General features: G+C 63.2%; 25 protein-coding genes. 10 read left to right on the forward strand and 15 right to left on the reverse strand.

All coding sequences use genetic code 11. The features are described 5' to 3' along the window. Positions 1-4: 4 nt before the first annotated feature. The 10 genes from AC2FMN_RS04850 (at position 5) to AC2FMN_RS04895 (ending at position 9,463) form a co-directional block, all read left to right on the forward strand. Complete coding sequence (locus AC2FMN_RS04850; RefSeq protein ID WP_496679184.1) at positions 5-1,318, forward strand: replication-associated recombination protein A; 1,314 nt, start codon at positions 5-7, stop codon at positions 1,316-1,318. Between the two features lie 96 nt (positions 1,319-1,414). Continuing rightward, entirely contained in the window at positions 1,415-1,858 is a 444-nt protein-coding gene (locus AC2FMN_RS04855) for an enoyl-CoA hydratase-related protein (protein ID WP_496686672.1), read from the forward strand. Continuing rightward, positions 1,822-2,220 (forward strand): enoyl-CoA hydratase-related protein, encoded by a 399-nt coding sequence (locus AC2FMN_RS04860; RefSeq protein WP_496686673.1) that lies wholly within the window; start codon positions 1,822-1,824, stop codon positions 2,218-2,220. The genes AC2FMN_RS04855 and AC2FMN_RS04860 overlap by 37 nt, the downstream gene beginning before the upstream one ends. Before the next feature lie 133 nt (positions 2,221-2,353). Next, the gene (locus AC2FMN_RS04865) at positions 2,354-3,397 is read left to right on the forward strand and encodes an RluA family pseudouridine synthase (protein ID WP_496686675.1); all 1,044 of its coding nucleotides are present in this window, start codon (positions 2,354-2,356) and stop codon (positions 3,395-3,397) included. Continuing rightward, positions 3,394-4,077, forward strand: coding sequence for an HAD-IA family hydrolase (locus AC2FMN_RS04870; protein ID WP_496686677.1), 684 nt, complete (start codon positions 3,394-3,396; stop codon positions 4,075-4,077). The genes AC2FMN_RS04865 and AC2FMN_RS04870 overlap by 4 nt, the downstream gene beginning before the upstream one ends. Beyond that, positions 4,070-4,777: an ATP12 family chaperone protein gene (locus tag AC2FMN_RS04875; RefSeq protein ID WP_496686679.1), complete on the forward strand. Its 708-nt coding sequence runs from the start codon at positions 4,070-4,072 to the stop codon at positions 4,775-4,777. The genes AC2FMN_RS04870 and AC2FMN_RS04875 overlap by 8 nt, the downstream gene beginning before the upstream one ends. Positions 4,778-4,986: 209 nt before the next feature. Next, positions 4,987-6,003 carry an amino acid ABC transporter substrate-binding protein gene (locus tag AC2FMN_RS04880; RefSeq protein WP_496679175.1) on the forward strand — a complete coding sequence of 339 codons (1,017 nt, stop codon included), beginning with the start codon at positions 4,987-4,989 and terminating at the stop codon, positions 6,001-6,003. A gap of 121 nt (positions 6,004-6,124) precedes the next feature. Then, on the forward strand, positions 6,125-7,357 hold the full coding sequence (locus AC2FMN_RS04885) for an amino acid ABC transporter permease (RefSeq protein WP_496679174.1): 1,233 nt from the start codon (positions 6,125-6,127) through the stop codon (positions 7,355-7,357). 3 nt (positions 7,358-7,360) lie between these two features. After that, positions 7,361-8,659, forward strand: a complete 1,299-nt coding sequence (locus AC2FMN_RS04890; RefSeq protein ID WP_496686681.1) for an amino acid ABC transporter permease — start codon at positions 7,361-7,363, stop codon at positions 8,657-8,659. Between the two features lie 12 nt (positions 8,660-8,671). Beyond that, entirely contained in the window at positions 8,672-9,463 is a 792-nt protein-coding gene (locus tag AC2FMN_RS04895) for an amino acid ABC transporter ATP-binding protein (protein WP_496679171.1), read from the forward strand. 48 nt (positions 9,464-9,511) lie between these two features. Here AC2FMN_RS04895 and AC2FMN_RS04900 read toward each other — a convergent pair whose 3' ends face one another. The 15 genes from AC2FMN_RS04900 to rnpA form a co-directional block, all read right to left on the reverse strand. Continuing rightward, positions 9,512-10,009 carry a SixA phosphatase family protein gene (locus AC2FMN_RS04900; protein ID WP_496686683.1) on the reverse strand — a complete coding sequence of 166 codons (498 nt, stop codon included), beginning with the start codon at positions 10,007-10,009 and terminating at the stop codon, positions 9,512-9,514. Next, complete coding sequence (locus tag AC2FMN_RS04905; RefSeq protein WP_496686685.1) at positions 9,994-10,659, reverse strand: ferredoxin; 666 nt, start codon at positions 10,657-10,659, stop codon at positions 9,994-9,996. The genes AC2FMN_RS04900 and AC2FMN_RS04905 overlap by 16 nt, the downstream gene beginning before the upstream one ends. Further along, positions 10,656-11,450, reverse strand: a complete 795-nt coding sequence (locus AC2FMN_RS04910) for a sterol desaturase family protein (protein WP_496686687.1) — start codon at positions 11,448-11,450, stop codon at positions 10,656-10,658. Before AC2FMN_RS04910 ends, AC2FMN_RS04905 begins: the two co-directional genes overlap by 4 nt. 57 nt (positions 11,451-11,507) lie before the next feature. After that, positions 11,508-12,371 carry an acetylglutamate kinase gene (argB, locus tag AC2FMN_RS04915; RefSeq protein WP_496686689.1) on the reverse strand — a complete coding sequence of 288 codons (864 nt, stop codon included), beginning with the start codon at positions 12,369-12,371 and terminating at the stop codon, positions 11,508-11,510. Positions 12,372-12,526: 155 nt separating this feature from the next. After that, the gene (locus tag AC2FMN_RS04920; RefSeq protein ID WP_496686691.1) at positions 12,527-12,769 is read right to left on the reverse strand and encodes a hypothetical protein; all 243 of its coding nucleotides are present in this window, start codon (positions 12,767-12,769) and stop codon (positions 12,527-12,529) included. Between the two features lie 102 nt (positions 12,770-12,871). Beyond that, complete coding sequence (locus tag AC2FMN_RS04925; protein ID WP_496686693.1) at positions 12,872-13,255, reverse strand: PepSY domain-containing protein; 384 nt, start codon at positions 13,253-13,255, stop codon at positions 12,872-12,874. 198 nt (positions 13,256-13,453) lie between these two features. Next, on the reverse strand, positions 13,454-13,744 hold the full coding sequence (locus AC2FMN_RS04930; RefSeq protein WP_496686695.1) for a DUF2946 domain-containing protein: 291 nt from the start codon (positions 13,742-13,744) through the stop codon (positions 13,454-13,456). 70 nt (positions 13,745-13,814) lie between these two features. Beyond that, complete coding sequence (yihA, locus tag AC2FMN_RS04935; RefSeq protein WP_496679161.1) at positions 13,815-14,468, reverse strand: ribosome biogenesis GTP-binding protein YihA/YsxC; 654 nt, start codon at positions 14,466-14,468, stop codon at positions 13,815-13,817. Further along, the gene (locus AC2FMN_RS04940) at positions 14,465-15,202 is read right to left on the reverse strand and encodes an MOSC domain-containing protein (protein ID WP_496686696.1); all 738 of its coding nucleotides are present in this window, start codon (positions 15,200-15,202) and stop codon (positions 14,465-14,467) included. The genes yihA and AC2FMN_RS04940 overlap by 4 nt, the downstream gene beginning before the upstream one ends. Then, positions 15,199-17,028: a membrane protein insertase YidC gene (gene yidC / locus AC2FMN_RS04945; protein ID WP_496679156.1), complete on the reverse strand. Its 1,830-nt coding sequence runs from the start codon at positions 17,026-17,028 to the stop codon at positions 15,199-15,201. The genes AC2FMN_RS04940 and yidC overlap by 4 nt, the downstream gene beginning before the upstream one ends. A gap of 116 nt (positions 17,029-17,144) precedes the next feature. Beyond that, entirely contained in the window at positions 17,145-18,686 is a 1,542-nt protein-coding gene (locus AC2FMN_RS04950) for a putative bifunctional diguanylate cyclase/phosphodiesterase (RefSeq protein ID WP_496679154.1), read from the reverse strand. Between the two features lie 68 nt (positions 18,687-18,754). After that, entirely contained in the window at positions 18,755-19,648 is an 894-nt protein-coding gene (gene ttcA / locus AC2FMN_RS04955; protein WP_496679153.1) for a tRNA 2-thiocytidine(32) synthetase TtcA, read from the reverse strand. Between the two features lie 42 nt (positions 19,649-19,690). After that, complete coding sequence (locus AC2FMN_RS04960; protein ID WP_496686698.1) at positions 19,691-21,313, reverse strand: acyl-CoA dehydrogenase family protein; 1,623 nt, start codon at positions 21,311-21,313, stop codon at positions 19,691-19,693. A gap of 77 nt (positions 21,314-21,390) precedes the next feature. After that, the gene (gene yidD / locus AC2FMN_RS04965; protein ID WP_093965416.1) at positions 21,391-21,630 is read right to left on the reverse strand and encodes a membrane protein insertion efficiency factor YidD; all 240 of its coding nucleotides are present in this window, start codon (positions 21,628-21,630) and stop codon (positions 21,391-21,393) included. Further along, positions 21,627-22,049 carry a ribonuclease P protein component gene (gene rnpA / locus AC2FMN_RS04970; RefSeq protein WP_496686700.1) on the reverse strand — a complete coding sequence of 141 codons (423 nt, stop codon included), beginning with the start codon at positions 22,047-22,049 and terminating at the stop codon, positions 21,627-21,629. Before rnpA ends, yidD begins: the two co-directional genes overlap by 4 nt. Between the last annotated feature and the right edge of the window lie 21 nt (positions 22,050-22,070).

The raw sequence follows: 22,070 nt of genomic DNA on the forward strand, positions 1-22,070 counted from the left end.
CGGCATGAGTGACCTGTTCGACACCGAAGGGCAGGCCTCCGAACCGGCCCCGAACCGCCCGCTGGCAGACCGGTTGCGGCCCCAGGCGCTGTCCGAGGTGATCGGGCAGCAACAGGTTCTGGGCCCCGAGGCGCCGCTGGGGGTGATGCTGGCGTCAGGCAGCCTGTCCAGCCTGATCTTCTGGGGGCCGCCGGGGGTGGGCAAAACTACCATCGCGCGGCTGCTGGCCAAAGAAACCGACCTGCATTTCGAACAGATCAGCGCGATCTTCACCGGCGTTCCCGACCTCAAGAAGGTATTCGAGGCTGCCAAGTTGCGGCGGCGGAACGGCAAGGGGACGCTGTTGTTCGTGGACGAGATCCATCGTTTCAACAAGGCCCAGCAGGACGGGTTCCTGCCGCATATGGAGGACGGGACGATCCTTCTGGTGGGCGCGACCACCGAAAACCCCTCGTTCGAGTTGAACGCCGCCGTACTCAGCCGCGCGCAGGTGCTGGTGCTGGAACGGCTGGGCCTGGCCGATCTGGAACGCCTGACGCAGCGTGCCGAAAAAGAGCTGGGCAAGGCGTTGCCTCTGACACCCGCAGCGCGGGACGCGCTGCAGGAAATGGCGGATGGAGACGGTCGGGCGCTGTTGAACCTGATCGAGCAAATCGCGGCCTGGTCGGTGGACGCGCCGCTGGACCCCGACGCGCTGGCTAAGCGCCTGATGCGCCGCGCCGCGAAATACGACAAGTCGGGGGACGAGCACTACAATCTGATTTCGGCGCTGCACAAATCGGTGCGCGGGTCCGACCCGGATGCAGCGCTGTACTGGTTCGCCCGGATGCTGACCGGGGGCGAGGATCCGCGATACCTGGCCCGCCGCATCACCCGGATGGCGGTCGAGGATATCGGCTTGGCCGATCCGCAGGCCCAGTCGATCTGCCTGCATGCGTGGGAAGTTTACGAGCGGCTCGGGTCGCCCGAGGGTGAGTTGGCGCTCGCGCAGGCGGTCGTGTATCTGGCGCTGGCGCCCAAATCCAACGGGGCCTATGTGGGCTATAAGGCGGCGATGCGCCTGGCCAAACAGTCGGGCAGCGAGCCGCCGCCCAAACACATCCTGAACGCGCCGACAGGGTTGATGAAAGATCAGGGCTATGGCGCGGGCTATGCCTATGACCACGATGCCGAGGACGGGTTCTCAGGGCAGAACTACTTTCCCGAGACCATGAAACGCCCGGTCCTGTACCAGCCGGTCGAACGCGGGTTCGAGCGCGAGTTGAAAAAGCGTCTGGACTACTTTTCGAAACTGCGCAGTCAACGCAACGGGTCGTGACGCAAGGTCAGATCAGGCCGTGCCGTCGCGTTTCGCGGGACACTCAAGGCGCGCCCGGGGTTCCCTAGGGTTACATGCCGCCAGGGAGGAGCGCAGATGACCGTTTCCATCGACAAGACAGACGACGTGTGGACCATCATCCACGACCGGCCCCAGGCCAGAAACGCCGTAGATGCCGAACACGCGGCAGCCCTGGCCGAGGCCTTCATTGCCTTCGAGGATAGCGCGGCCAAGACGGCCGTGTTCTGGGGTAAAGGCGGCAATTTCTGCGCGGGCTGGGACCTCAAGATGGCAGCCACGCTGTCTGACCCGGACCTGCGCGAGCCCTATTTCGACAGGCACGCCTTTCCAATCGGGGCCGCGCCGTCGCTGCTGGGCCCGATGGGCCCATCGCGGCTGGAGCTGTCAAAGCCGGTCATTGGCGCGATCGAAGGCGCCGCTGTTGCCGGCGGCATGGAGTTGGCCCTTTGGTGCGACATCCGGGTGATGGCCGAGGACGCAATATGGGCGTCTATTGCCGCCGCTGGGGGATCACGCTGATGGATGGCGGTTCGGTGCGGCTGCCGCGGCTGGTCGGGCAGGGCAAGGCACTCGAGATCGCGCTGACCGGGCGCACGGTCATGGCTGACGAGTGCGAACGGATCGGGCTGGCCGAGAAAATCGTGCCGCAGGGTGAAACCCGCATGGCGGCCGAAGCGATGGCGCACGAAATTTCCCGCTTCCCGCAGGAGGCCGTCGGCGCCGACCGGCGCTCGATCATCGAAACCCGGGGGATGCCGATACGCGAGGCGTTGAAGGTCGAATGGGCCAACGGGCTGGACGCCATCCGCCGCGAGGGCACGTCCGGCGCGGCTCGGTTCCGCGATGGGGCGGGGCGGCACGGGGATTTCAACGATATCTGAGCGGCCTTGGCCCGCGAGCCCGTCAGCCTGCTTGACTCTTGCCTTGCGGCGCGCGACAGACGCGGATGTTTTCTGAGGCACTGACACGGGCGATTTTCCGGGCGCGCAGCATCCGGTTGCAAGGGGTATTGGCATGAGCGGCGTACAGATGATCACGGTCGAGCCGGGCGACGGCGACCAGCGGTTGGACCGCTGGTTGCGGCGCCTGTTCCCGCATGTCAGCCAGGGCCGGATCGAAAAGATGTGCCGCAAGGGTGAACTGCGCGTGGACGGCGGGCGGGTCAAGGGCTCGACCCGGCTGCAGGCGGGGCAGGTGGTGCGTGTGCCGCCCCTGCCCGACCCGGATCACAAACCTGCCCCGGCCCGCCCCCGCGTGACGGATGCCGATGCGAAAATGATCCAAGCCTGCGTGATCTACCGGGATGACCACGTGCTGGCGCTGAACAAGCCCCAAGGCCTGCCCGTTCAGGGGGGCAGCGGCCAGGTCCGGCACGTGGACGGCCTCGCCGAAGCGTTGCGCTTTGGCTATGACGAGAACCCACGGCTCGTGCACCGTCTCGACAAGGACACGTCGGGCGTGCTGCTGATGGCGCGCACGCGCGAAGCGGCCAAGGGCCTGACCGCGGCCTTCCGGCATCGCAACACACGCAAGATCTACTGGGCGCTGGTGGCTGGTGTGCCGACCCCGTATCTGGGCGAGATCAAGACCGGGCTGGTCAAGGCCCCCGGTCACGGCAAGCAGGGCGAAGGCGAAAAGATGATCGCCCTCCACCTGAACGAAATCGACAGTACGCCGGGCGCCAAACGGGCGCACACGCTTTATGCCACGCTGTATCGGGTGGCCAGCCGTGCATCATGGGTGGCGATGGAGCCCGTCACCGGTCGCACACATCAGCTGCGTGCGCATATGGCGGCCATCGGGCACCCGATCATCGGGGATGGGAAATATGGCGGCTCGGGTCAGGAAAATCTGGGCGATGGCTGGGGCGCACAATTGGGTGGGGTCATCAGCAAAAAGTTGCATCTGCACGCCCGAACCGCGTCATTCAAGCATCCGATGACCGGCAAGCAAATCACGATCAACGCCCCGCTGCCGCCGCACATGAAAGACAGTTGGGACACCTTGGGCTGGACCGAGGATCTGGCCGCCGAGGACCCGTTCGAGGCGCTGCGATGACCGCGCACCTGCGACTGGTTCTGTTCGATGTGGACGGGACGCTGGTGGACAGCCAGGCCAGCATCGTGTCGGCCATGACCGCCAGTTTCCAGGCGGTGTCGCTGCCGGTGCCGGATCGCGCCGCGATCCTGTCGATCGTGGGTCTTTCCCTGCCGGTTGCGATTGCGCGCCTCGTGCCCGAGCAGCCGCCGCGCATGCAGGCCCGGCTGGTCGATGGCTACAAGCAAGCCTACCACGCGCAGCGCCTTCAGCAGGGCGCCGCTGGCTCGCCCCTGTACCCCGGCGCCCGCGACGTCATCGATCGGCTGCACGCCACCCCCGAGATCCTGCTGGGCGTGGCCACGGGCAAGTCACAGCGCGGGCTGGACGCGCTGCTTGAGGCGCACGACCTCGGGCACGTTTTCGTCACCCGGCAGGTGGCCGACCATCACCCGTCGAAACCGCATCCCTCGATGATCGAAACGGCCCTGTCCGAGACTGGCATCACACCTGCGGATGCGGTGATGATCGGCGACACGAGTTTCGACATGGAAATGGCGCAGGCGGCGCGCGTTCACGGGATCGGAGTGGCCTGGGGCTATCACGACCGGTCGCGTCTGGTGGCCGCGCGCAGGGTGATCGACAGTTTCGATCAACTGCCCGACGCGCTGACAGAATTCTGGGGACAAGAGCATGAGTGACTGGAAACCGAAACGCTTCTGGACATCAAGCGCCGTGGTCGCAGCCGATGACGGCTATGCCGTCGAGCTGGACGGGCGCCGTGTGAAAACGCCGGCCAAGGCGCCATTGGTGCTGCCCACCCGGGCCATGGCCGAAGCGGTCGCGCGGGAATGGGAGGCGCAGGAAAAAGAAGTCGACCCCGCGACCATGCCCTTTACCCGCTCGGCCAATGCCGCGATCGACAAGGTGACGCATCAACATGCCGAGGTGGCCGACATGCTGGCCGACTATGGCGACTCTGACCTGCTGTGCTATCGCGCCACCCATCCTCAGGAGCTGGCCGAGCGTCAGGCCGAACAATGGGACCCGGCGCTGGACTGGGCCGCCGAAACGTTGGGGGCGCGTCTGCAGACGGTTGCGGGCGTGGTGCATCAGCCGCAGCCTGCAGAAGCCGTAAACAGGTTGCGCGACATGGTGCACGCGCTGGACGCGTTCCGTCTGGCGGCCTTTCACGATCTGGTGAGCCTGTCGGGGTCGCTGATTCTGGGTTTTGCAGCTGCCCGGAATTGGCGCAAACCGGACGATATATGGCGCATTTCGCGGCTGGATGAATCGTGGCAGGCCGAGCAATGGGGCGACGACGCAGAAGCCGTTCAGGCCGCCGAGACCAAAAGGGCCGCCTTCCTGCACGCCAAAAAGTTCTACGATCTATCGGTCTGAGCCTTTTTGGTCCCGATTTGAGAGACTTGCCTACGCCGCCCGCTTGATCTCATCGATTTCCATGATCCGGCCCTTGACGTTTGTTTATGAATGCGCCCAAACTCGGGCGCACTAAAGGGGAGACACCTTTTGGGTAACCGGTCCGGCTACCTTGCGTGTCGGATAAAAGCCCGTCCCGGATCGGGGCGGGAAATCAGGAAGAGGTAAAAATGAAAAAATCCGTAATCTTGGGCGCGGCGACGATTGCTGGTCTGGCTGCTGGCGCGGCCGCGGCGGGAACCATGGACGACGTTAAGGCGCGCGGCAAGCTGAACTGCGGCGTGACCACCGGTCTGGTCGGTTTTGCGGCACCCGACGCTAACGGCGAATGGCAAGGCTTTGACGTGGCCGTCTGCCGCGCCGTTGCCGCCGCCGTCCTGGGCGATGCGAACGCTGTCGAATTCGTGCCCACCACCGGCAAGACCCGCTTTACCGCTCTGGCGTCGGGCGAGGTCGACATGCTGGCGCGCAACACCACCTGGACCTTCAGCCGCGACGTTGACCTGAAGTTCGAATTTGTCGGCGTCAACTACTATGACGGTCAGGGCTTCATGGTGCCCAAGTCGCTGGGCGTGAGCTCGGCCAAGGAACTGGACGGCGCAACCGTCTGCATCCAGACCGGCACCACCACCGAGCTGAACCTGGCGGATTTCTTCCGCTCGAACAACATCAGCTACGAGCCGGTGCCGATCGAAACCAACGCCGAAGCGCAGCAGCAGTACCTTGCCGGTGCCTGTGACGTGTACACCACCGACGCATCGGGCCTGGCCGCAACCCGCGCCACGTTCGAAAACCCCGGTGACCATGTCCTGCTGCCCGAAATCATCTCGAAAGAGCCGCTGGGCCCGCTGGTCCGTCACGGCGACAACGAGTGGGGCGACGTGGTTCGCTGGACCCTGAACGCGATGATCTCGGCCGAAGAGCTGGGCATCACCTCGGCCAATATCGATGAGATGGCAGCCGGCACCGAGAACCCGGAAATCAACCGCCTGCTTGGGAGCGAAGGCACCCTGGGCGAGATGCTGGGTCTGGACGCCCAGTGGGCCATGCGCGCGATCAAGGCGGGCGGCAACTATGGCGAAGTGTTTGCCAAGAACATCGGCGAAGACACCCCGATCGGTCTGGCACGCGGGCTGAACGCCCAGTGGACCGATGGTGGCCTGCTGTACTCGCCGCCGTTCCGTTAAGAAAACCGAGAAGGGCGCAGGGTTTCCTGCGCCCATTTCTCATAAATAGCTGCGGACAGCTCGGGAGCAGGGAATACCCTGCCAAATCAGAAGCATCCGCAAGCCACGGGGATCCCAAAACATGTCGACTATGACTGACCCACCGAAAGCTGATTTTCGGTTGTCGATGCTCATAAACGATACCCGCTATCGCTCTTTGACCTTCCAAGTGATTGCGGCCATCGTTATTGCGCTCAGCATCTGGTATCTTGGCAACAACCTGATCCAGAACCTCAGGGCTGCTGGCCTGAACATCTCATTTGCATTTCTAGGCGACCCGGCCGGTTACGACATCAACCAGCGCCTGGTCGAATATGACAGCCAGTCCTCACATGGACGCGCGGCGATCGTTGGTATCCTCAACACGCTGCTGGTTGCGTTTCTTGCCTGTGTCACGGCCACCATTTTCGGTGTGATCGCAGGTGTCCTGCGGTTGTCGAACAACTGGCTCGTCTCCAAGCTGATGGCGATCTATGTCGAGATCTTCCGGAACATTCCGGTTCTGATCTGGATCATCATCATCTTCACCATCATGACGGCAGTGCTGCCGGGGCCACGGGCGTTCCGGGGTGACAACCCGACCTCGAGCATGCTGTTCGACCTGTTCGCCTTCACGAACCGCGGTGTTTACATCCCGCGGCCGGAATTCAGCAACGGTCTTTTCAGCTCCACGATCTTGAACTGGCTTCTGGTGCTTGCGGGTCTGGTCGGCTCTTGGTTCGCGTCGCACGAAGTTGAAAAGCGTGCGACCCTCAAGCAGGAGCAAACCGGTGAACGTCCCAAGACCTTCCTGGTAAAACTGGCCGTGTGGTTGGTACCCTTCCTGACCCTGATGGTCCTGATGGGCTTGACCTGGGATGTGCCCGCGTTGAAAGGCTTCAACTTCAGCGGTGGCATCAAGGTGGGCGGTCCCTTGATCGCCTTGTGGTTCGCCCTGTCGATCTACACGGGGGCCTTCATCGCCGAGAACGTGCGCGCAGGCATCCAGGCAATCTCGAAAGGTCAGACCGAGGCTGCGGCCGCTTTGGGTCTTCGTCCGGGGCGCATCATGAAACTCGTGATCCTGCCCCAGGCGCTGCGGGTGATCATCCCGCCGTTGATCTCGCAATACCTGAACATCACCAAGAACTCGTCTCTGGCGATCGCCGTGGGCTATGCGGACATTACCGCCACCCTGGGTGGGATCTCGCTGAACCAGACCGGTCGTGCGATCGAATGTGTTCTGCTGCTGATGCTGTTCTATCTGACGGCTTCGCTGCTGATCTCGGCTGTGATGAACATCTACAACGCATCCGTCAAATTGAAGGAGCGCTGAGCCATGAGTGATCAAACCACCAACTCGATCGCATTCGTGGCCGAGGGGACGATTCCGCCTTCGCCGCCGCCGGCCAATGAAACCGGCGTGGTCAAATGGCTGCGCGAGAACCTTTTCTCGGGCGTAGGGAACACCATTCTGACCATTCTCTCCGTGCTGCTGATCTATGTTTTGCTGAAGAACACGCTGCCATGGATCTTCAACGGAGTTTGGAATGCGGATTCGCTTTCGCAGTGCCGTGAGATCCTGGACGGCAAGACCGGCGCGTGTTTCGCCGTTCTGACGGAGCGGTGGAACCAGTTGATCTACGGGTTCAAGTATCCCGTGGAAGCCTATTGGCGCCCGAACCTCGCGTTCGTGCTGATGCTGGTGGCCGCAGCGCCGGTTCTGTTCTTCGATCTGCCTCGAAAGATGCTTTTGTTCACTGCGGTTTACCCGTTTGTTGCCTTCTGGCTGATTTGGGGTGGCACCATTCTTGTCCCCTTGGTGGCGTTGTTGGGCTGCGTCGCAGCGGCGGTCGTTTTCCAGAAATACGGAAAAAACAGCTTTGCCGCCGGGTTCTTCGGTGGGATCGTCGTCGCGCTGGTCGTCTGGAACGTCGGCGGCGCGCTGATCCCCGAAGATGCATCGGAAAATGCTTGGTTGACCGCTGTTCCCAGTCGCGACCTCGGCGGGTTCATGCTGAACCTTATGCTCGGGGTGACCTGTGTATCGCTGTCACTGCCCCTTGGCATCGCGTTGGCGTTGGGCCGCCAGTCCGACATGCCTTTGATCAAGTGGGTCTGCGTCATTTTCATCGAGTTCATCCGGGGCGTGCCGCTGATCACGCTGCTGTTCGTGGCTTCGGTGATGCTGGCGTATTTCTTCCCGCCTGACAGCACGGTAGACCTGTTCCTGCGCGTGGTGATCATGATTACCATGTTCTCGGCTGCCTACATCGCCGAGGTGATCCGCGGCGGTCTGGCAGCGCTTCCTCGTGGACAGTACGAGGCCGCAGACAGTCTTGGTTTGGACTATGCCCAGGCAATGCGGTTGATCATCCTGCCGCAGGCGCTGAAGATCTCGATCCCGGGTATCGTGAACGTGGCCGTGGGCCTGTTCAAGGATACGACGCTGGTTTCGGTCATTTCGATGTTCGACCTCGTTGGCATGATCCGCGGCCCGATCCTGGCATCGACCGAGTGGAATGGCGTCTATTGGGAGCTTTTGGGCTTTGCCGCGCTTCTGTTTTTCGTCGTCTGCTACGGCATCTCTCAATATTCACAGTGGCTCGAGCGTCGCCTTGCCACCGATCACCGTTAAGGAGTTCAACACATGTCTGAACTTGCCATTGATCGCGAAATCGATCGTTCGAAAATGCAGGTGAGCGACGAGGTCGCCATCGAAATCAACAACATGAACAAGTGGTACGGGTCCTTCCACGTGCTGCGCGACATCAATCTGACCGTCAACCAGGGCGAGCGGATCGTGATCGCGGGGCCGTCGGGTTCGGGCAAATCGACCCTGATCCGCTGCATCAACGCGCTGGAAGAGCATCAGGCCGGCAAGATCGTCGTGGACGGGATCGAGCTGACCAGCGACCTCAAGAACATCGACAAGATCCGCTCCGAGGTCGGGATGGTGTTCCAGCACTTCAACCTGTTCCCGCATCTGACGGTTCTGGAAAACTGCACGTTGGCCCCGATCTGGGTGCGCAAGACGCCCAAGAAAGAGGCCGAAGAACGCGCTATGCACTTCCTGGAAAAGGTGAAAATTCCGGATCAGGCCAACAAGTATCCCGGCCAACTGTCAGGTGGTCAGCAACAGCGTGTGGCGATTGCGCGAAGCCTGTGCATGATGCCGCGGATCATGTTGTTCGACGAGCCGACCTCGGCCCTTGACCCCGAGATGATCAAAGAGGTGCTCGACACCATGATCGAGCTGGCCGAGGAAGGCATGACCATGCTCTGCGTGACGCACGAGATGGGCTTTGCGCGTCAGGTGGCGAACCGCGTGATCTTCATGGATGCCGGCCAGATCGTCGAACAGAATGAACCCGAAGAGTTCTTCAACAACCCGCAGAGCGAACGCACCAAGCTGTTCCTCAGCCAGATCCTGGGGCACTGACGCGGGCTGAAAGACAACAGCAAAGGGCGGGGGCATCCCGCCCTTTTTTTATTCCGTCAACTCGCGCGGGATGACGAAACCACTCACCGTGCCGCTGCGCCAGTTCACATCCCGCCAATCGTCGATGTCAAAGCGGACCACGGTTGTGGCGCCGGTCGGGTAGTCGAAGAACCGGCCGTGCATCGGGGCCTCTTCCACAATGGCGCCTGCAAACACGGCGATTCCCGGATTGTGCCCCAACATCAGCACGGTTTCCCCGGTTGCCGAAGACAGAAGCAGGAACATCCGATCCGGCGAAGCATGGTATAGCTCGTCGGTAAAGGTCAGCTTTTCCGCCTCGAGCCCCATCAGCTCCCAGGTTTCGCGGGTGCGAACGGATGAGGAGCAGAGCAACTCGTCCGGCAACCATCCCTTTTCCTTCAGCCAGGCCCCGATTGCCGCCGCCGATTTTCGGCCCCGCTTGTTCAGCGGGCGTGCATGGTCGCTCAGGTCTGGGTTGTCCCAGCTGGACTTGGCGTGGCGGGTCAGGATCAATGTGCGGGGCATGGTGGATGAAACGCCTGCATGTGGTGGGCCGATTGCTCGGGGTCTCTCCCGGCGCCTGCGCTGAGGGGGCAAGCCAGCCGGGCGGCGCAGCCTCCGGTCATGCAGGACTGCCCCTCGGCAGTGTCCAAATAACCGTGGCAGGCCTCAACATCATAGAACGTCGTGGCGTTCAGCGCCTTCACCGGGCAAGCGGTGGCGCAGGGGGCAGGACAGGTCAGGCAAGGCGAAGGGGCCGTCGCCTCGGGGATCGAAAATTCTTCTGCGAAATACAGCGCGCCCCGATAAGAGATCATCATGCCCACCGTATCATGCACCATTGCACCGACGGGGCTAAGAAAGGCGCGACCAGATTTCAGTGCCCAGTCGATGAATGGCATGTAGGGCGGTCCGCCGAACGGGAAATGCGCCTCTGCCCCGAGGCTCTCGGCCATCGCGCTGACAACGCGGGTTGACCAGCGATCGACCGGGTCAGGATCGCCGTCGCGCCATTCGGGCGCGGCCTTGAGCGCAGGCCAGAACGCCCCGGCAGCGCCCAAAAGGATCAGGGTACCGCCGTCGAGCCCCTTGGCACCGCTCAGGCGCGGATGCTGGGCGCCCATCACGATCAGCCCGTGTTCGTGCGCCGCCTTTTCAACCTCGTCATAGATCATTTCTTGCGAAACGGCAGCGATAGGCTCCAGCCCAGTCTTGTCGGGCGGTCGTCCTGCCATTCGAGACCGATGGTCATGCCGTCATGCCCCTTTCCGGGCTGCGCCACATAGGTTCCCATCCAGCGGTCCCAGATCGACAGGGCAAACCCAAAATTGCTGTCGTGTTCCTCCCTCAGCCGCGAATGGTGCACCCGGTGCATGTCGGGCGTTACCAGCAGCCTACGCAAGACCGCATCCAGAGCAAGAGGGAGTTTCAGGTTCGAGTGGTTGAACATTGCCGTGCCATTCAAAAGGACTTCGAACAGTACCACGGCCAGTGCACTAGGCCCCAGCAGGTAGACGAGGCCGATCTTGAGCAGCATCGACAGCGCGATTTCCACCGGATGGAAACGGACCGCCGTGGTCACGTCCATGTCACGGTCCGCATGGTGGACCCGGTGCAGGCGCCACAGGATTGGCACCTTGTGCGTGATCAGATGTTGCGCCCAGATGGCAAAGTCGAAGATCAGAATGGACAGCGCCACCTCGACCCATGCAGGCCAAGAGAGATGGTTGAACAGGCCCCAGCCCTTTTGGCCCGCATCCAGCGCCGCACCGACCGCCAGCAGCGGCAAGCCGAACGCCATGAGCCGCAGCGCGACGGTGTTGAGGATCGTGATCGACAGGTTGGTGGCCCATCTTTTCGGCCGCCCGTATTGGCGCGGACGGCGCGGCAAAAGCGCCTCGGCACAGGCAAAGATGATAAACAGCCCCAGGAAAACGCCCAGGCGAATGGTGGCTTCGTGCTCCATACATTCACAATTGGGCATGCGATTGAGAATCACAAGCCCAGTTGCGCCAAGAAGCCGTCAGTCGGGACGGATCAGCGAGCCGGCGCCATGTTCGGTGAACAGCTCCAGCAGCACGGCGTTGGGCGCGCGGCCATCCAGGATCACCACGGCGCGGACCCCGCTGTGCAGCGCGTCCAGCGCGGTTTCTGTCTTGGGGATCATGCCGCCGGCGATTGTGCCTTCGCGGGTCATCTCACGGATCTGGCCCGCTTTCAACTCGGTCACTACCTCTCCTGCGGCGTTCTTGACGCCCGAGACATCCGTCAGCAGCAACAGGCGATCGGCCTTGAGCGCCGAGGCAATCGCCCCGGCGGCTGTATCGCCGTTCACGTTGAACGTCTCGCCATTGCGGCCCGCCCCCAGCGGGGCGATCACCGGGATCACGTCATGCGAGAACAGGTCGTGCAGGATCTTGGGATTCATCTCGGCAGGTGTGCCCACATATCCCAACGAGGCGTCGGTCTGGTCGCAGATCATCAGGTTGGCATCCTTGCCGGAAAGGCCGACGGCCATGCCGCCCTGATCGTTGATCGCCTGCACGATGCGCTTGTTCACCACGCCGGACAGCACCATTTCGACCACTTCCACCGTGGCGGCATCGGTGACGCGCTTGCCGTTCACGAACTCGGACTGGATGTCGAGCTTGTCCAGCATCGCGTTGATCATCGGCCCGCCGCCATGCACGATCACCGGGTTCACGCCGACCTGACGCATCAGCACCACGTCGCGGGCAAAGCTTTCCATCGCTTCGTCGCTGCCCATGGCGTGCCCGCCCAGCTTGATCACGACGATTGCCCCGTCATAACGCTGCAGATAGGGCAGGGCGCTGTTGAGCGTGGCGGCGGTGGCTATCCAATCCCGGTTCATGTCCTGTTTCTTCATGGCTGTCGTCCCTCTGGCCTTCCCTGTTAGGGCCTTTGGCCGGACCTGCCAAGCCCGGAACGGGCAGGCCGCAGGTTTTGTTGCGTGGCGCGCCAAAAGGGGGACGCTGCCGCGCCACGCAACCGGGCAACGCCACGCGGCGCCGCCTGAACCGGTCAGTTGAATGCGCGCCGTACCGTAGGTATGTTGCTGACGACCAGCAGGTCGACGGCCAGCGCCGCAAGCGGCGTCAGCCCAACCAGTGGGAAGGCCATGGCCGTGCACAGCCCGATCAGCACCGCGCCCTTCCACACGGGCATCTCGGCCGGAAAGCTGCTCCAGGCCTGCACGAACTTGCCGCCCCAGATCCCGGCCCACGACATGCCCGAGATGAGGAACCCGACCAGCAGCAGCGACATTCAGAACCCGGCGCCCGCGTGCAGCGATTTCCCAAAGGCCCGGCCCCGCGCCCGCAGGTCAGGCACCAGGGCCGCCACAACGTTTCCGCGGGGCCACCACCTTTAAAGGCCGGTGAACGCCAGCAGCAGCGCCATCCCGGCCGCGATTTCCAGAATCCGGTCGCCGGTATCGCCCATCAGTAGGGTCGAGTGGATGTTGCCGGCCGGATCGTACCACCCCGCGCGACGGTCCCAGACCTGGATCACCTCGCGGGAATACTGGTCGATGGCCACCATGCGCTGACCGGTCTCGGCCTTGACGCGAAACACGGTTGCCAGATCCGGCGCCTTGGGGCCGATCCATTCGACCACGCGGCCCGGCACGCGGGCCTGAACTATGTCGGCCAGTTCGGATGCGGGCATCGCCTGGTCCTTGATCTCGACCGCGATTTTTTCTCCGTCGCGACCATCGGCTTGGGTAATGAACATCATAATCAGGCCGGTCACCGGCAGGATGATCAGGAAGGGGACAACAAAAAGCCCCGCATAGAAGTGCCACCGCTAGGCGGCCAGGTAGAATTTTTGCGCCTGTTCGCGCCGGCTCGCCTGAGCGCCACCGGTTTGGCCGTCTTGTACCATTTCATTCTCCAGAAATTCGGAACATCTCCGGCCGGGCGGCTGAGGATTCAAGTCTTGTTCTCGGTCTCAAGAGAGGTGGGGCGGACCCGGGGCATCGTACCGGGTGTGGAACCCGGCGCTGCGATGGGTGAAATCCAGATGCGCCCAACGCGCGGCAATCGGCCAGTCGGCCGGCAGCACCGCTCCCACTTCGGGCAATTGGCCTGCCAGATTCACCCCGCCACAGGGGCAGGCGCTGCGTTCGTCGGTTTCGTCGTGGTCCGGGGCGTCCTCGCCCGGGTTGATCCAGCGCTCGACCAGGCCGTCGCCGGTGCAGATCACCATCAGAATCGCCCCGTCCGAGTTGCGCGTGGGCATCCAGCCATCGGGATTGCACCGGGTACCATCACAGCAACCAGCGTCAGCACCGATATGACGCGCAGCAGCATCATTCCAGATTGGCGATGATCGAACGCAGCGTCGGGATGCCGTCGCCCTTCTCGGACGAGGTCAGCACGATCTCGGGATAGGCGGCGGGGTGTTTGGACAAGGCGCCGCGCACCTGGGCCAGAACCTTTTCGCGGTCCTTGGCCTTGACCTTGTCGGCCTTGGTCATCACGCATTGAAAGGTCACGGCGCTGGTGTCCAGCAGCTTCATGATCTCGTCATCCACGGGCTTCACTCCGTGGCGGGAATCAATCAGTACGAAGGCCCGGCGCAGGGTCTGCCGCCCGCTCAGATACTGTTTCAGAAGGCGCTGCCACTTCTCGACCACCTTGACCGGAGCGTTGGCATAGCCATAGCCGGGCAGGTCAACCAGATACAGGTCGGGGCCCTGGGTGAAGAAGTTGATCTCTTGCGTGCGGCCCGGCGTGTTCGATGCGCGGGCCAACCCCTTGGTGCCGGTCAGGGCGTTGATCAGGCTGGACTTGCCCACGTTCGACCGGCCGGCGAAACAGACCTCGATCCGGTCGGGGGCGGGAAGGCCGTTCATCGCCACGACGCCCTTGACGAATTCGGACGGCCCGGCAAACAGCTTGCGGCCTTTTTCCAACGCGAATGCGTCGGGCTCGGGGGCCAAAGGGAAAGGCAATGTATTCATAGGACCTGCACCTCGTCTCCGCGCCGGATCGTGCCACCGCGGATCACAGTCGCATAGACGCCGAAATCCTGGTGGTCCCAACTGCGTAGCGCGCCCAGCGTGTCGGCGTCGCGCTGGCCGGTCTCGGGGTTGGCGGTGGTTGCCAGGCAGCGGGTGATCCGCTCCTTGACGTGAAAAACGGTATCACCGATCCGGACCTCGCGATCCAGCCAGTCGAATTCTTCCCACAGAGGAAGGCCGTCGAACCAGATATTGCCCCGCCAGCGGCAGATCGACAGCTTGCGGCCCAGTCTTTGCTCGACCGCGCGGTGCGAGGCCATATTGCAAAGGCTGATCGAGGGGTAGTCGCTGTCGGTCATGCCCCGCCCCGGAACTCGGACGATCCGGGCCGAGGCCGCGCGGTCGGCGGGCATGAGCGGGCGGACCCAATCCAGAAACAGATCCTGCTGGGTGTCTGGGTGGAAGGTCAGATCTGGCCGATCCGGGTGGCTGAGTGTCACGCGATCCCCGTCCAGAACGGCCGAGATCGCCATTAGGCGGGGTGCCTTCGAACCGCGGCTGAAATTTGCGCAGGGCGCCCATTCGGATCCGTCGGCCTCGGACATTTCATGCGCCACCGCCCAAACACGATCCCCGGGCATGGTCTGCCCGGGGATGAGGGTGACTTCGGACAGGGTTTCCCTGCCGTGGCTCTTGATCGGGTGCCGCCAGATTTCGGTGACCGCCCCCGTCATTTGCCGTCCGTTTTCGGTGTTCGCTTGAAGCCGGACTTGATGTTGCCAAACACGTCAGGCTTGTAGCCCTGGCTGCGCATGATCAGGTACTGCTGGGTAAACGTGATCGTGTTGTTCGCGATCCAGTAAATCACCAGCCCGCTGGCGAAGCTGCCCAGCATGAACATGAAGACCCAAGGCATCCAGGCAAAGATCATGGCCTGGGTCGGATCGGTGGGCGCCGGGTTCAGCTTTTGCTGCAGCCACATCGAGATACCCAGCAACAGCGGCAGGATCCCGATGAAGATGGTCGCCATCAGGGTTCCCGGCTCGGGACCGGCCCAGGGCAGCAGCCCAAACAGGTTCATGATCGAGGTCGGGTCCGGCGCGCTCAGATCGCGGAACGGGCCGAACCAGGGCGCGTGGCGCAATTCGATGGTGACGAAAATCACCTTGTACAGCGAGAAGAAGATCGGAATTTGCAGCAGTATCGGCAGACAGCCGGCAGCCGGGTTGACCTTTTCCTTCTTGTACAGCTCCATCATGCCCTGCTGCATCTTTTGGCGGTCGTCGCCAGCGGCCTCTTTGAGGGCTTCCATCTGCGGCTGAAGCTCTTTCATTTTGGCCATCGAGACATAGGACTTGAAGGCCAGCGGGAACAGAATCGCCTTGATGATCAGAGTAAGCCCGATGATCGACCAACCCATGTTGCCGATCAGGGCGTTGATGTTGTGCAGCAGCCAGAAGATCGGCTTGGTCAGGAAGAAGAACCAGCCCCAATCGATGCTGTCGATGAATTTCTGAACGCCCTGCGCCTGATATTCGCGGATGGTTTCCCATTCCTTCGCCCCCGCAAACAGCCGGGTGGTAACCTGGGAGGTTTCGCCGGGTGCGACCGTCAAGGTCGGCAGTACTGTTTCGGTCTGATAGATCTTGCGGCGGGCGTCGTATTTCGCGGCGGCCTTGAAGGCCGAGCCCGGCTCGGGGATCAGTGTGGTCATCCAGTAGTGATCGGTAAAGCCGATCCAGCCGTTTTCCTTCACCTGATAGACCTCAGCCTGGGCGCGTTCGTTCGGGTCGATGTCGAATTCTCGGACATCCCCATAATCGACTTCGGACAACGTCCCGTCCGCCATGCCAATGACGCCTTCGTGCAGGATGAAGAAATTCTTCAATCCCGGAAGATCGCCATCCTCGCCCATGCCATGCCTGGCAAGGATGCCATACGGCGCCATGCCGACCTCGGTCTGGCTCGCGTTCTCAACCGACTGGGTCACCGTGAACATATAGTCTTCGTCCACCGCGATCGTGCGACGGAAGGTCAGGCCCTTGCCGTTGTTCCAGACCAAAGTGACCGGGCTGTCCACGCCCAGCGTTTCGCCACTCTCAATTTCCCACAAGGTATTCGGGCCGGGCACGTCGGCCCCAGCAAGTCCGGCGCCGGGGGCCCAACCATACAGCGCGTAATATGCGGATTCCGATCCGACCGGCGACAGAAGTTCGACGATGGGCGCGTCTTCTTCGAGCGAGACCTTGTAATCCTTCAGAAACAGCTCATCGATCCGACCACCCGAAAGCGAAAGACTGCCCGTCAGGCGCGGGGTGTCGATCTCGAGCCGCGGCGCGTTGGACTCGGGGGCCGCTTCAGCGGCTTCCGAGGTGGTCTCGCCAATGGTCGAAGGCCCGGCGGCGCTCGGTGTTTGGAGCCCGTCACCATCGGTCGCACTGATCTCGGTTCGGTCGAGGTTCGTGGCGGGTTCCGGCGGAGGGAACAGCACGAACCACACGAGGATCACGAGAAAGCTGAGCGCGGTTGCGAGGATGAGATTCTTGTTCTGATCGTCCATCGGGGACAGCCACCTTGAGCAGTGAAAGACACCGCAGGGTTCAACAGAGTGCAGCCCGAAAGGTCAAGCGGAATCGCCGCTGTTTGCCCGTTGCAGCGGCAATGCAGGCGGCGATTTCAGGATTCTCCTCCCATTTTCCGTCCGATCGCGGGCGCTCCCTTGAGGCTGTTGCGGTGGTTGGTGATCCACCGCACGGTCTCTTCCCAGGGCATCGGTTTGGCAATTCCATAGCCCTGAACATGGTGGCAGCCCAACTGCGCCATCAGCGCATGCTCGCCGGGGGTCTCGACGCCCTCGGCCAAAGTTTCCAGGTTCAGGCGTTCGGCCATCGTCAGTATCGCGCCGACGAGCTGTTGCTGTTCAGGGTCCTTGTCGGCGTTGGTGACAAAGGACCGGTCGATCTTGATGCGGTTCACGTTGAAACGTTTGATCGACGCGAAGGCCGCATGCCCGGTGCCGAAGTCATCCAGATCGATATGGCAGCCCATGGCGGACATCTGCGCCACGTTGCGCGCAATGATATCGTCGGGATGCCGAGCGAACACTGTCTCGAGAACTTCGACAGCCAGCCGCTCCGGGGTCAGGTCGTACTGGTCCAGTTCCCATTTGAGGCGGTCGATCAGCTTGGGGTCGCGCAGTTCCTCCGACGAAAAGTTGATGCCGATCCTGGGCACCACCGCCCCCGCGCGATCCCAATCGCGCATGGCCGAAAAGGCCTGGTGTCGAATGGCCTGGCCAAGCATTCCCATCAGGTTGGCCTGCTCTGCGAAAGGCAGGAAGACCTGCGGGCGCAGTACCCCTTTGGTGGGGTGATTCCAGCGCGCCAGAGCCTCGAAACCGGTGACGTCCCCCGTATCGGTCGAAACCTGTGGCTGGAAACACGGCTGGATTTCGCCGTTGTCCAGCGCCGCCTCAAGCTCTTTGCGGAGATTGACATGGATCAGAGACCGGCGCCGGGTCTCGGTGGAAAAGGCCCGGATCGTCGACGGCCCGTTGCGCTGCGCTTCGGACAGCGCGGCCTGTGCGGCCTCGATCCAGTCGGATGCCGGTCCATCGGGAACCATTGACTGCAGGCAGAACCCGATCGAGCAGGACAGGTAGACGCTGACGCTGTTGAGCGGAACGGGTTCCTCGACAACGCTCTGAATGCGGCCCGATGCCTGAATGCAAGCCTCGAGCCCGAGCTGCGTGGAGGGGTGCATGCCAATCAGGAACGTATTTCGGGAAATGCGGGTCGCGACGTCCTGACTGCGTATGACCGATAGAACCCGGTCGCCGAATCGCTGTGCGATTAAATCGGCGGCGGCGGAACCGTGCAGTTCCTGAAGGTCGTCGAACTGATCCACGGCGACGACCAGACAGGCGGCATCGCACCCAGTCTCCCGCGCCGCCAGGTGCATCTGCTCCAGCCGGGTTCGGAACGCGTCGTTGGAAACCAGGCCCGAGATATTCTGGCCGTCGGGCAAGGTATTGTCAGTCAGGCGCAGGGCGATCAGAAAGGCCAAGGGCAGGCCAAGGGCCGCGACGATCAGCGCGGTTTCTCCACCCAGCCAGAATGCGGCGAGGCTGAGTGCGGGAACGAATGCCAGCCCCTGCGGAATCGAGAGAACCGTCAGCAGCGCGTGCCGGATCTGTCTGAAGAAAGTATGGGTCCGCATCGGGTTTCGGCCCTCGTCCTTGGCGTTGTCGTGCAGGGCGAGGGTAGAAAACCAATCTGAGTCAGAAGTTAACGCAACCGCGGTATTTCGCCCTGATCATCCGGGTTTTTTCGGGGTTTCAGCGAAAGGCCGGCAAAGTCGAAGAGATCAGGGTCTAGCAAGTGGGACGGACGCGCATTGGTCAGCGCACGGAACATCACCTGCCGGCGGCCGGGACTGTTCTTTTCCCATTGGTCCAGAATCTGTTTGACCTGCTGGCGTTGCAGGCCGTCCTGGCTGCCGCACAGGTCGCAGGGAATAATCGGATAGTTCATCGCCTTGGCGAATTTCTCGCAATCGGCCTCGGCCACATGGGCCAGAGGGCGATAAACGAACAGGTCGCCATCCTCGTTCACCAGTTTCGGGGGCATGGTCGCCAGACGGCCGCCGTGGAACAGGTTCATGAAGAAGGTTTCCAGGATGTCATCGCGGTGATGACCCAGCACCACAGCCGAGCACCCTTCCTCGCGCGCGATCCGGTACAGGTTGCCGCGGCGCAAACGCGAGCACAGCGCGCAATAGGTGCGGCCCTGCGGCACCTTGTCGACCACGATGGAATAGGTGTCCTGGTACTCGATCCGGTGCGGCACGCCCATGCGTTCCAGAAACTCGGGCAGCACGGTGGCCGGAAAGCCCGGCTGCCCCTGATCCAGATTGCAGGCCAGCAGGTCCACGGGCAGCAGGCCGCGCCACTTCAGCTCGTACAGAACGGCCAGCAGGGTATAGCTGTCCTTGCCGCCCGACAGGCAGACCAGCCAGCGCGGCGGCTTGCCATCCTTGTCATGGGCCGACGGGTCAACCATGCCGTATTGCTCGATCGCCTCGCGCGTCTGGCGCACGATGCGTTTGCGCAGCTTCTTGAACTCGGTGGTCGAGGGCGCACCGGCAAACAGCGGATGGATATCGTCGGCTTCGTCGAACATGCGCAGCCCCTACCGCAGATGCGCCGACCGAGCAAGGCCCGCCTAGCCGGACAGCCGGCCCAGCAGGGCGTCGGTGTCCAGCCCCGAGACCGATCCGGGTATGCGCCCGCTTTCGCCCAGAACCCGCGTGGCAATATATCCATCGGCCACCGCACCGGGCGCGTGGCGCAGCAGCAGTGCGGCGGTCAGCAGATGCGCGGTGGCCTCGGCGAACCAGCGGGCCTCGGCCTCGGGGGGCAGGGTGGGCCAACGGTCGCGATGCGCCTTCAGGGCGGCGTCATAGCGGCGGTCGGCTCCGGTTGCCGCGTCCAGTTCGGCATGTACTGTCTGGCCGGCCAGCGGGTCGCGCGCAAGGCTGCGTAGAATGTCCAGGCAGATCACGTTGCCGGACCCCTCCCAGATGCCGTTCAGCGGCGCTTCGCGATAGATCATCGGCATCGGCGTGTCCTCGACATAGCCCATGCCACCCAGCACCTCCATCGCCTCGACCGCAACGACGGGGCAGCGCTTGTTCGACAGGAACTTGGCCAGCGCCACCCCGATCCGGGCAAACGCGCGGTCTTCGGCGGTGTCCCCGTCAAAGGCGCGTGCCACGCGCAGGCCCAGGGTCAGGGCGCCTTCCCAGTCCAGCGCAAGGTCGGCCAGAACGGCACGCATCAGCGGCTGGTCGATCAAGCGGCGCTGAAAGGCGCTGCGGTGGTTAACCCAGTGATGCGCTTCGGACAAGGCCGCACGCATCAGGCCGGCGGGTGCCATCGCGGTGTCGAGCCGGGTGTGATGCACCATCTCGATGATCGTGCGTACGCCGGCCCCCTCGTCCCCCAGTTGATAGGCCAGCGCGTCGTGGAACTCGACTTCGGACGAGGCGTTGGCGCGGTTGCCCAGCTTGTCCTTGAGGCGCATCAGGTGGATGGCGTTGCGCTCGCCCTCCAGCCAGCGGGGCAGCAGAAAACAGGTCAGCCCGCCCGGAGCCTGCGCCAGCGTGAGGAACCCGTCGGACATCGGGGCCGAGCAGAACCATTTGTGGCCGCGCAGCCGCCAGGCCTCACCGTCACGGGTGGCGGTGGTGGTATTGCCACGCACGTCCGAGCCGCCCTGTTTCTCGGTCACCGCCATGCCCAAGGTCGCCGAGCGTTTTTCTCCGATCGGGCGGGGGGCTGGGTCATAGGTGTTGGCGGTCAGTTTCGGGCGCCAGATATCGGCCAGTTCGGGGTTGGCGGCCAGCGCCGGCACGGCGGCATAGGTCATGGTCAGCGGGCAGCAATGGCCCGGCTCGACCTGGCTGGCCAGATAGACCATCGCGGCATGAGTGGCGTGACCGCCCGATGCTCCGTCCCAGGCCAGCGCGGCATAGCCTGCCGATTGGCTCAGATCCATCATGTGATGATAGGCCGGGTGGAACCGCACCTCGTCCAGACGGCGGCCGCCCCGGTCGAAGAGGCAGAGTTTGGGCGGGTGCATGTTGGCGTCGCGCCCGGCGTCGCGGGTTTCGCTCCGGCCCAGAGCGGCCCCATAGGCGGCCAGCGGGGCCGTCCGCGCCCCGGCGCGCGTGGCGCAATCGCGCAGAACCGGGTCCGAGGTCCACAGGTCAGCGTCGCCGCGCTCGGGCGGTTGGTTTGTCACCTCATGCGTGGGCAGAGACTGGCGGGCGTTGGATCTGGACATGGGCGCCTCGGACGGTTGTTGATGAAACCGATGTTCAGCGGCGCACCCCCTTGGGTCAAGCGTGACGGGGTGTCAGATCAGGGCGCGTCGGGTTTGTCGTCGGGCACCGGGTCATAGCCGTCACCCCCCCAGGGGTGGCAGCGCCCGATACGGCGCGCGGCCAGCCAAGCGCCCTTGATCGGACCGTGCTTTTCCAGCGCTTCCAGCGCATAGGCCGAGCAGGTCGGCTGATAGCGGCAGTTGAACCCCACCCAGGGACTGAAGATCAGCCGATAGGCCCGGATTGGCAGCGCGAGGATATGGGCAAGAGGGGTCATTTGCGCGGGCTGTGGATCTTGCGCAGGGCCTGGCGCAGATCGTCCAGCAGAGCGCCGAAGGGGCGGGCGGCGGTCACCTCGACCCGACCGATCAGGACGTAATCCCACCCGTCCCGGCCATGGTCCGGAAGAACGGCGCGGGCCGCCTCGCGCAGCCGGCGCTTGGCCCGGTTGCGGGCTACGGCATTGCCGACCTTCTTCGAGCAGGTGAACCCGACGCGAATGCCCTCGGCCTCATCCGGCGCGCGCTTGCGGGCCTGCACCATCATGGAAGGCGTGCCCTGTCGTCGGGCCCGTGCGGCCCTAAGGAAATCGCTGCGCTTGCGCAGTACCGACAAGGCAGGCGCGCAAACGGACACCGCCGGGGGCATATCCCCGGGGTGGTCAGTGCCATCCACAGGGGCCTCCGGCGGCGTCATGTTCTAAACCTGAAAGGTCGC

It is taken from the genome of Ruegeria sp. BHSC037 (assembly GCF_059613045.1).

What these genes read in the sequence shown, in the direction of transcription:
- AC2FMN_RS04850 (WP_496679184.1), top strand. Translation starts at nt 5, where the DNA reads ATGAGTGACCTGTTCGACACCGAAGGGCAGGCCTCCGAACCGGCCCCG.
- AC2FMN_RS04855 (WP_496686672.1), top strand. Translation starts at nt 1,415, where the DNA reads ATGACCGTTTCCATCGACAAGACAGACGACGTGTGGACCATCATCCAC.
- AC2FMN_RS04860 (WP_496686673.1), top strand. Translation starts at nt 1,822, where the DNA reads ATGGGCGTCTATTGCCGCCGCTGGGGGATCACGCTGATGGATGGCGGT.
- AC2FMN_RS04865 (WP_496686675.1), top strand. Translation starts at nt 2,354, where the DNA reads ATGAGCGGCGTACAGATGATCACGGTCGAGCCGGGCGACGGCGACCAG.
- AC2FMN_RS04870 (WP_496686677.1), top strand. Translation starts at nt 3,394, where the DNA reads ATGACCGCGCACCTGCGACTGGTTCTGTTCGATGTGGACGGGACGCTG.
- AC2FMN_RS04875 (WP_496686679.1), top strand. Translation starts at nt 4,070, where the DNA reads ATGAGTGACTGGAAACCGAAACGCTTCTGGACATCAAGCGCCGTGGTC.
- AC2FMN_RS04880 (WP_496679175.1), top strand. Translation starts at nt 4,987, where the DNA reads ATGAAAAAATCCGTAATCTTGGGCGCGGCGACGATTGCTGGTCTGGCT.
- AC2FMN_RS04885 (WP_496679174.1), top strand. Translation starts at nt 6,125, where the DNA reads ATGTCGACTATGACTGACCCACCGAAAGCTGATTTTCGGTTGTCGATG.
- AC2FMN_RS04890 (WP_496686681.1), top strand. Translation starts at nt 7,361, where the DNA reads ATGAGTGATCAAACCACCAACTCGATCGCATTCGTGGCCGAGGGGACG.
- AC2FMN_RS04895 (WP_496679171.1), top strand. Translation starts at nt 8,672, where the DNA reads ATGTCTGAACTTGCCATTGATCGCGAAATCGATCGTTCGAAAATGCAG.
- AC2FMN_RS04900 (WP_496686683.1), bottom strand. Translation starts at nt 10,009, where the DNA reads ATGCCCCGCACATTGATCCTGACCCGCCACGCCAAGTCCAGCTGGGAC.
- AC2FMN_RS04905 (WP_496686685.1), bottom strand. Translation starts at nt 10,659, where the DNA reads ATGATCTATGACGAGGTTGAAAAGGCGGCGCACGAACACGGGCTGATC.
- AC2FMN_RS04910 (WP_496686687.1), bottom strand. Translation starts at nt 11,450, where the DNA reads ATGGAGCACGAAGCCACCATTCGCCTGGGCGTTTTCCTGGGGCTGTTT.
- argB (WP_496686689.1), bottom strand. Translation starts at nt 12,371, where the DNA reads ATGAAGAAACAGGACATGAACCGGGATTGGATAGCCACCGCCGCCACG.
- AC2FMN_RS04920 (WP_496686691.1), bottom strand. Translation starts at nt 12,769, where the DNA reads ATGTCGCTGCTGCTGGTCGGGTTCCTCATCTCGGGCATGTCGTGGGCC.
- AC2FMN_RS04930 (WP_496686695.1), bottom strand. Translation starts at nt 13,744, where the DNA reads ATGCCCACGCGCAACTCGGACGGGGCGATTCTGATGGTGATCTGCACC.
- yihA (WP_496679161.1), bottom strand. Translation starts at nt 14,468, where the DNA reads ATGAATACATTGCCTTTCCCTTTGGCCCCCGAGCCCGACGCATTCGCG.
- AC2FMN_RS04940 (WP_496686696.1), bottom strand. Translation starts at nt 15,202, where the DNA reads ATGACGGGGGCGGTCACCGAAATCTGGCGGCACCCGATCAAGAGCCAC.
- yidC (WP_496679156.1), bottom strand. Translation starts at nt 17,028, where the DNA reads ATGGACGATCAGAACAAGAATCTCATCCTCGCAACCGCGCTCAGCTTT.
- AC2FMN_RS04950 (WP_496679154.1), bottom strand. Translation starts at nt 18,686, where the DNA reads ATGCGGACCCATACTTTCTTCAGACAGATCCGGCACGCGCTGCTGACG.
- ttcA (WP_496679153.1), bottom strand. Translation starts at nt 19,648, where the DNA reads ATGTTCGACGAAGCCGACGATATCCATCCGCTGTTTGCCGGTGCGCCC.
- AC2FMN_RS04960 (WP_496686698.1), bottom strand. Translation starts at nt 21,313, where the DNA reads ATGTCCAGATCCAACGCCCGCCAGTCTCTGCCCACGCATGAGGTGACA.
- yidD (WP_093965416.1), bottom strand. Translation starts at nt 21,630, where the DNA reads ATGACCCCTCTTGCCCATATCCTCGCGCTGCCAATCCGGGCCTATCGG.
- rnpA (WP_496686700.1), bottom strand. Translation starts at nt 22,049, where the DNA reads ATGACGCCGCCGGAGGCCCCTGTGGATGGCACTGACCACCCCGGGGAT.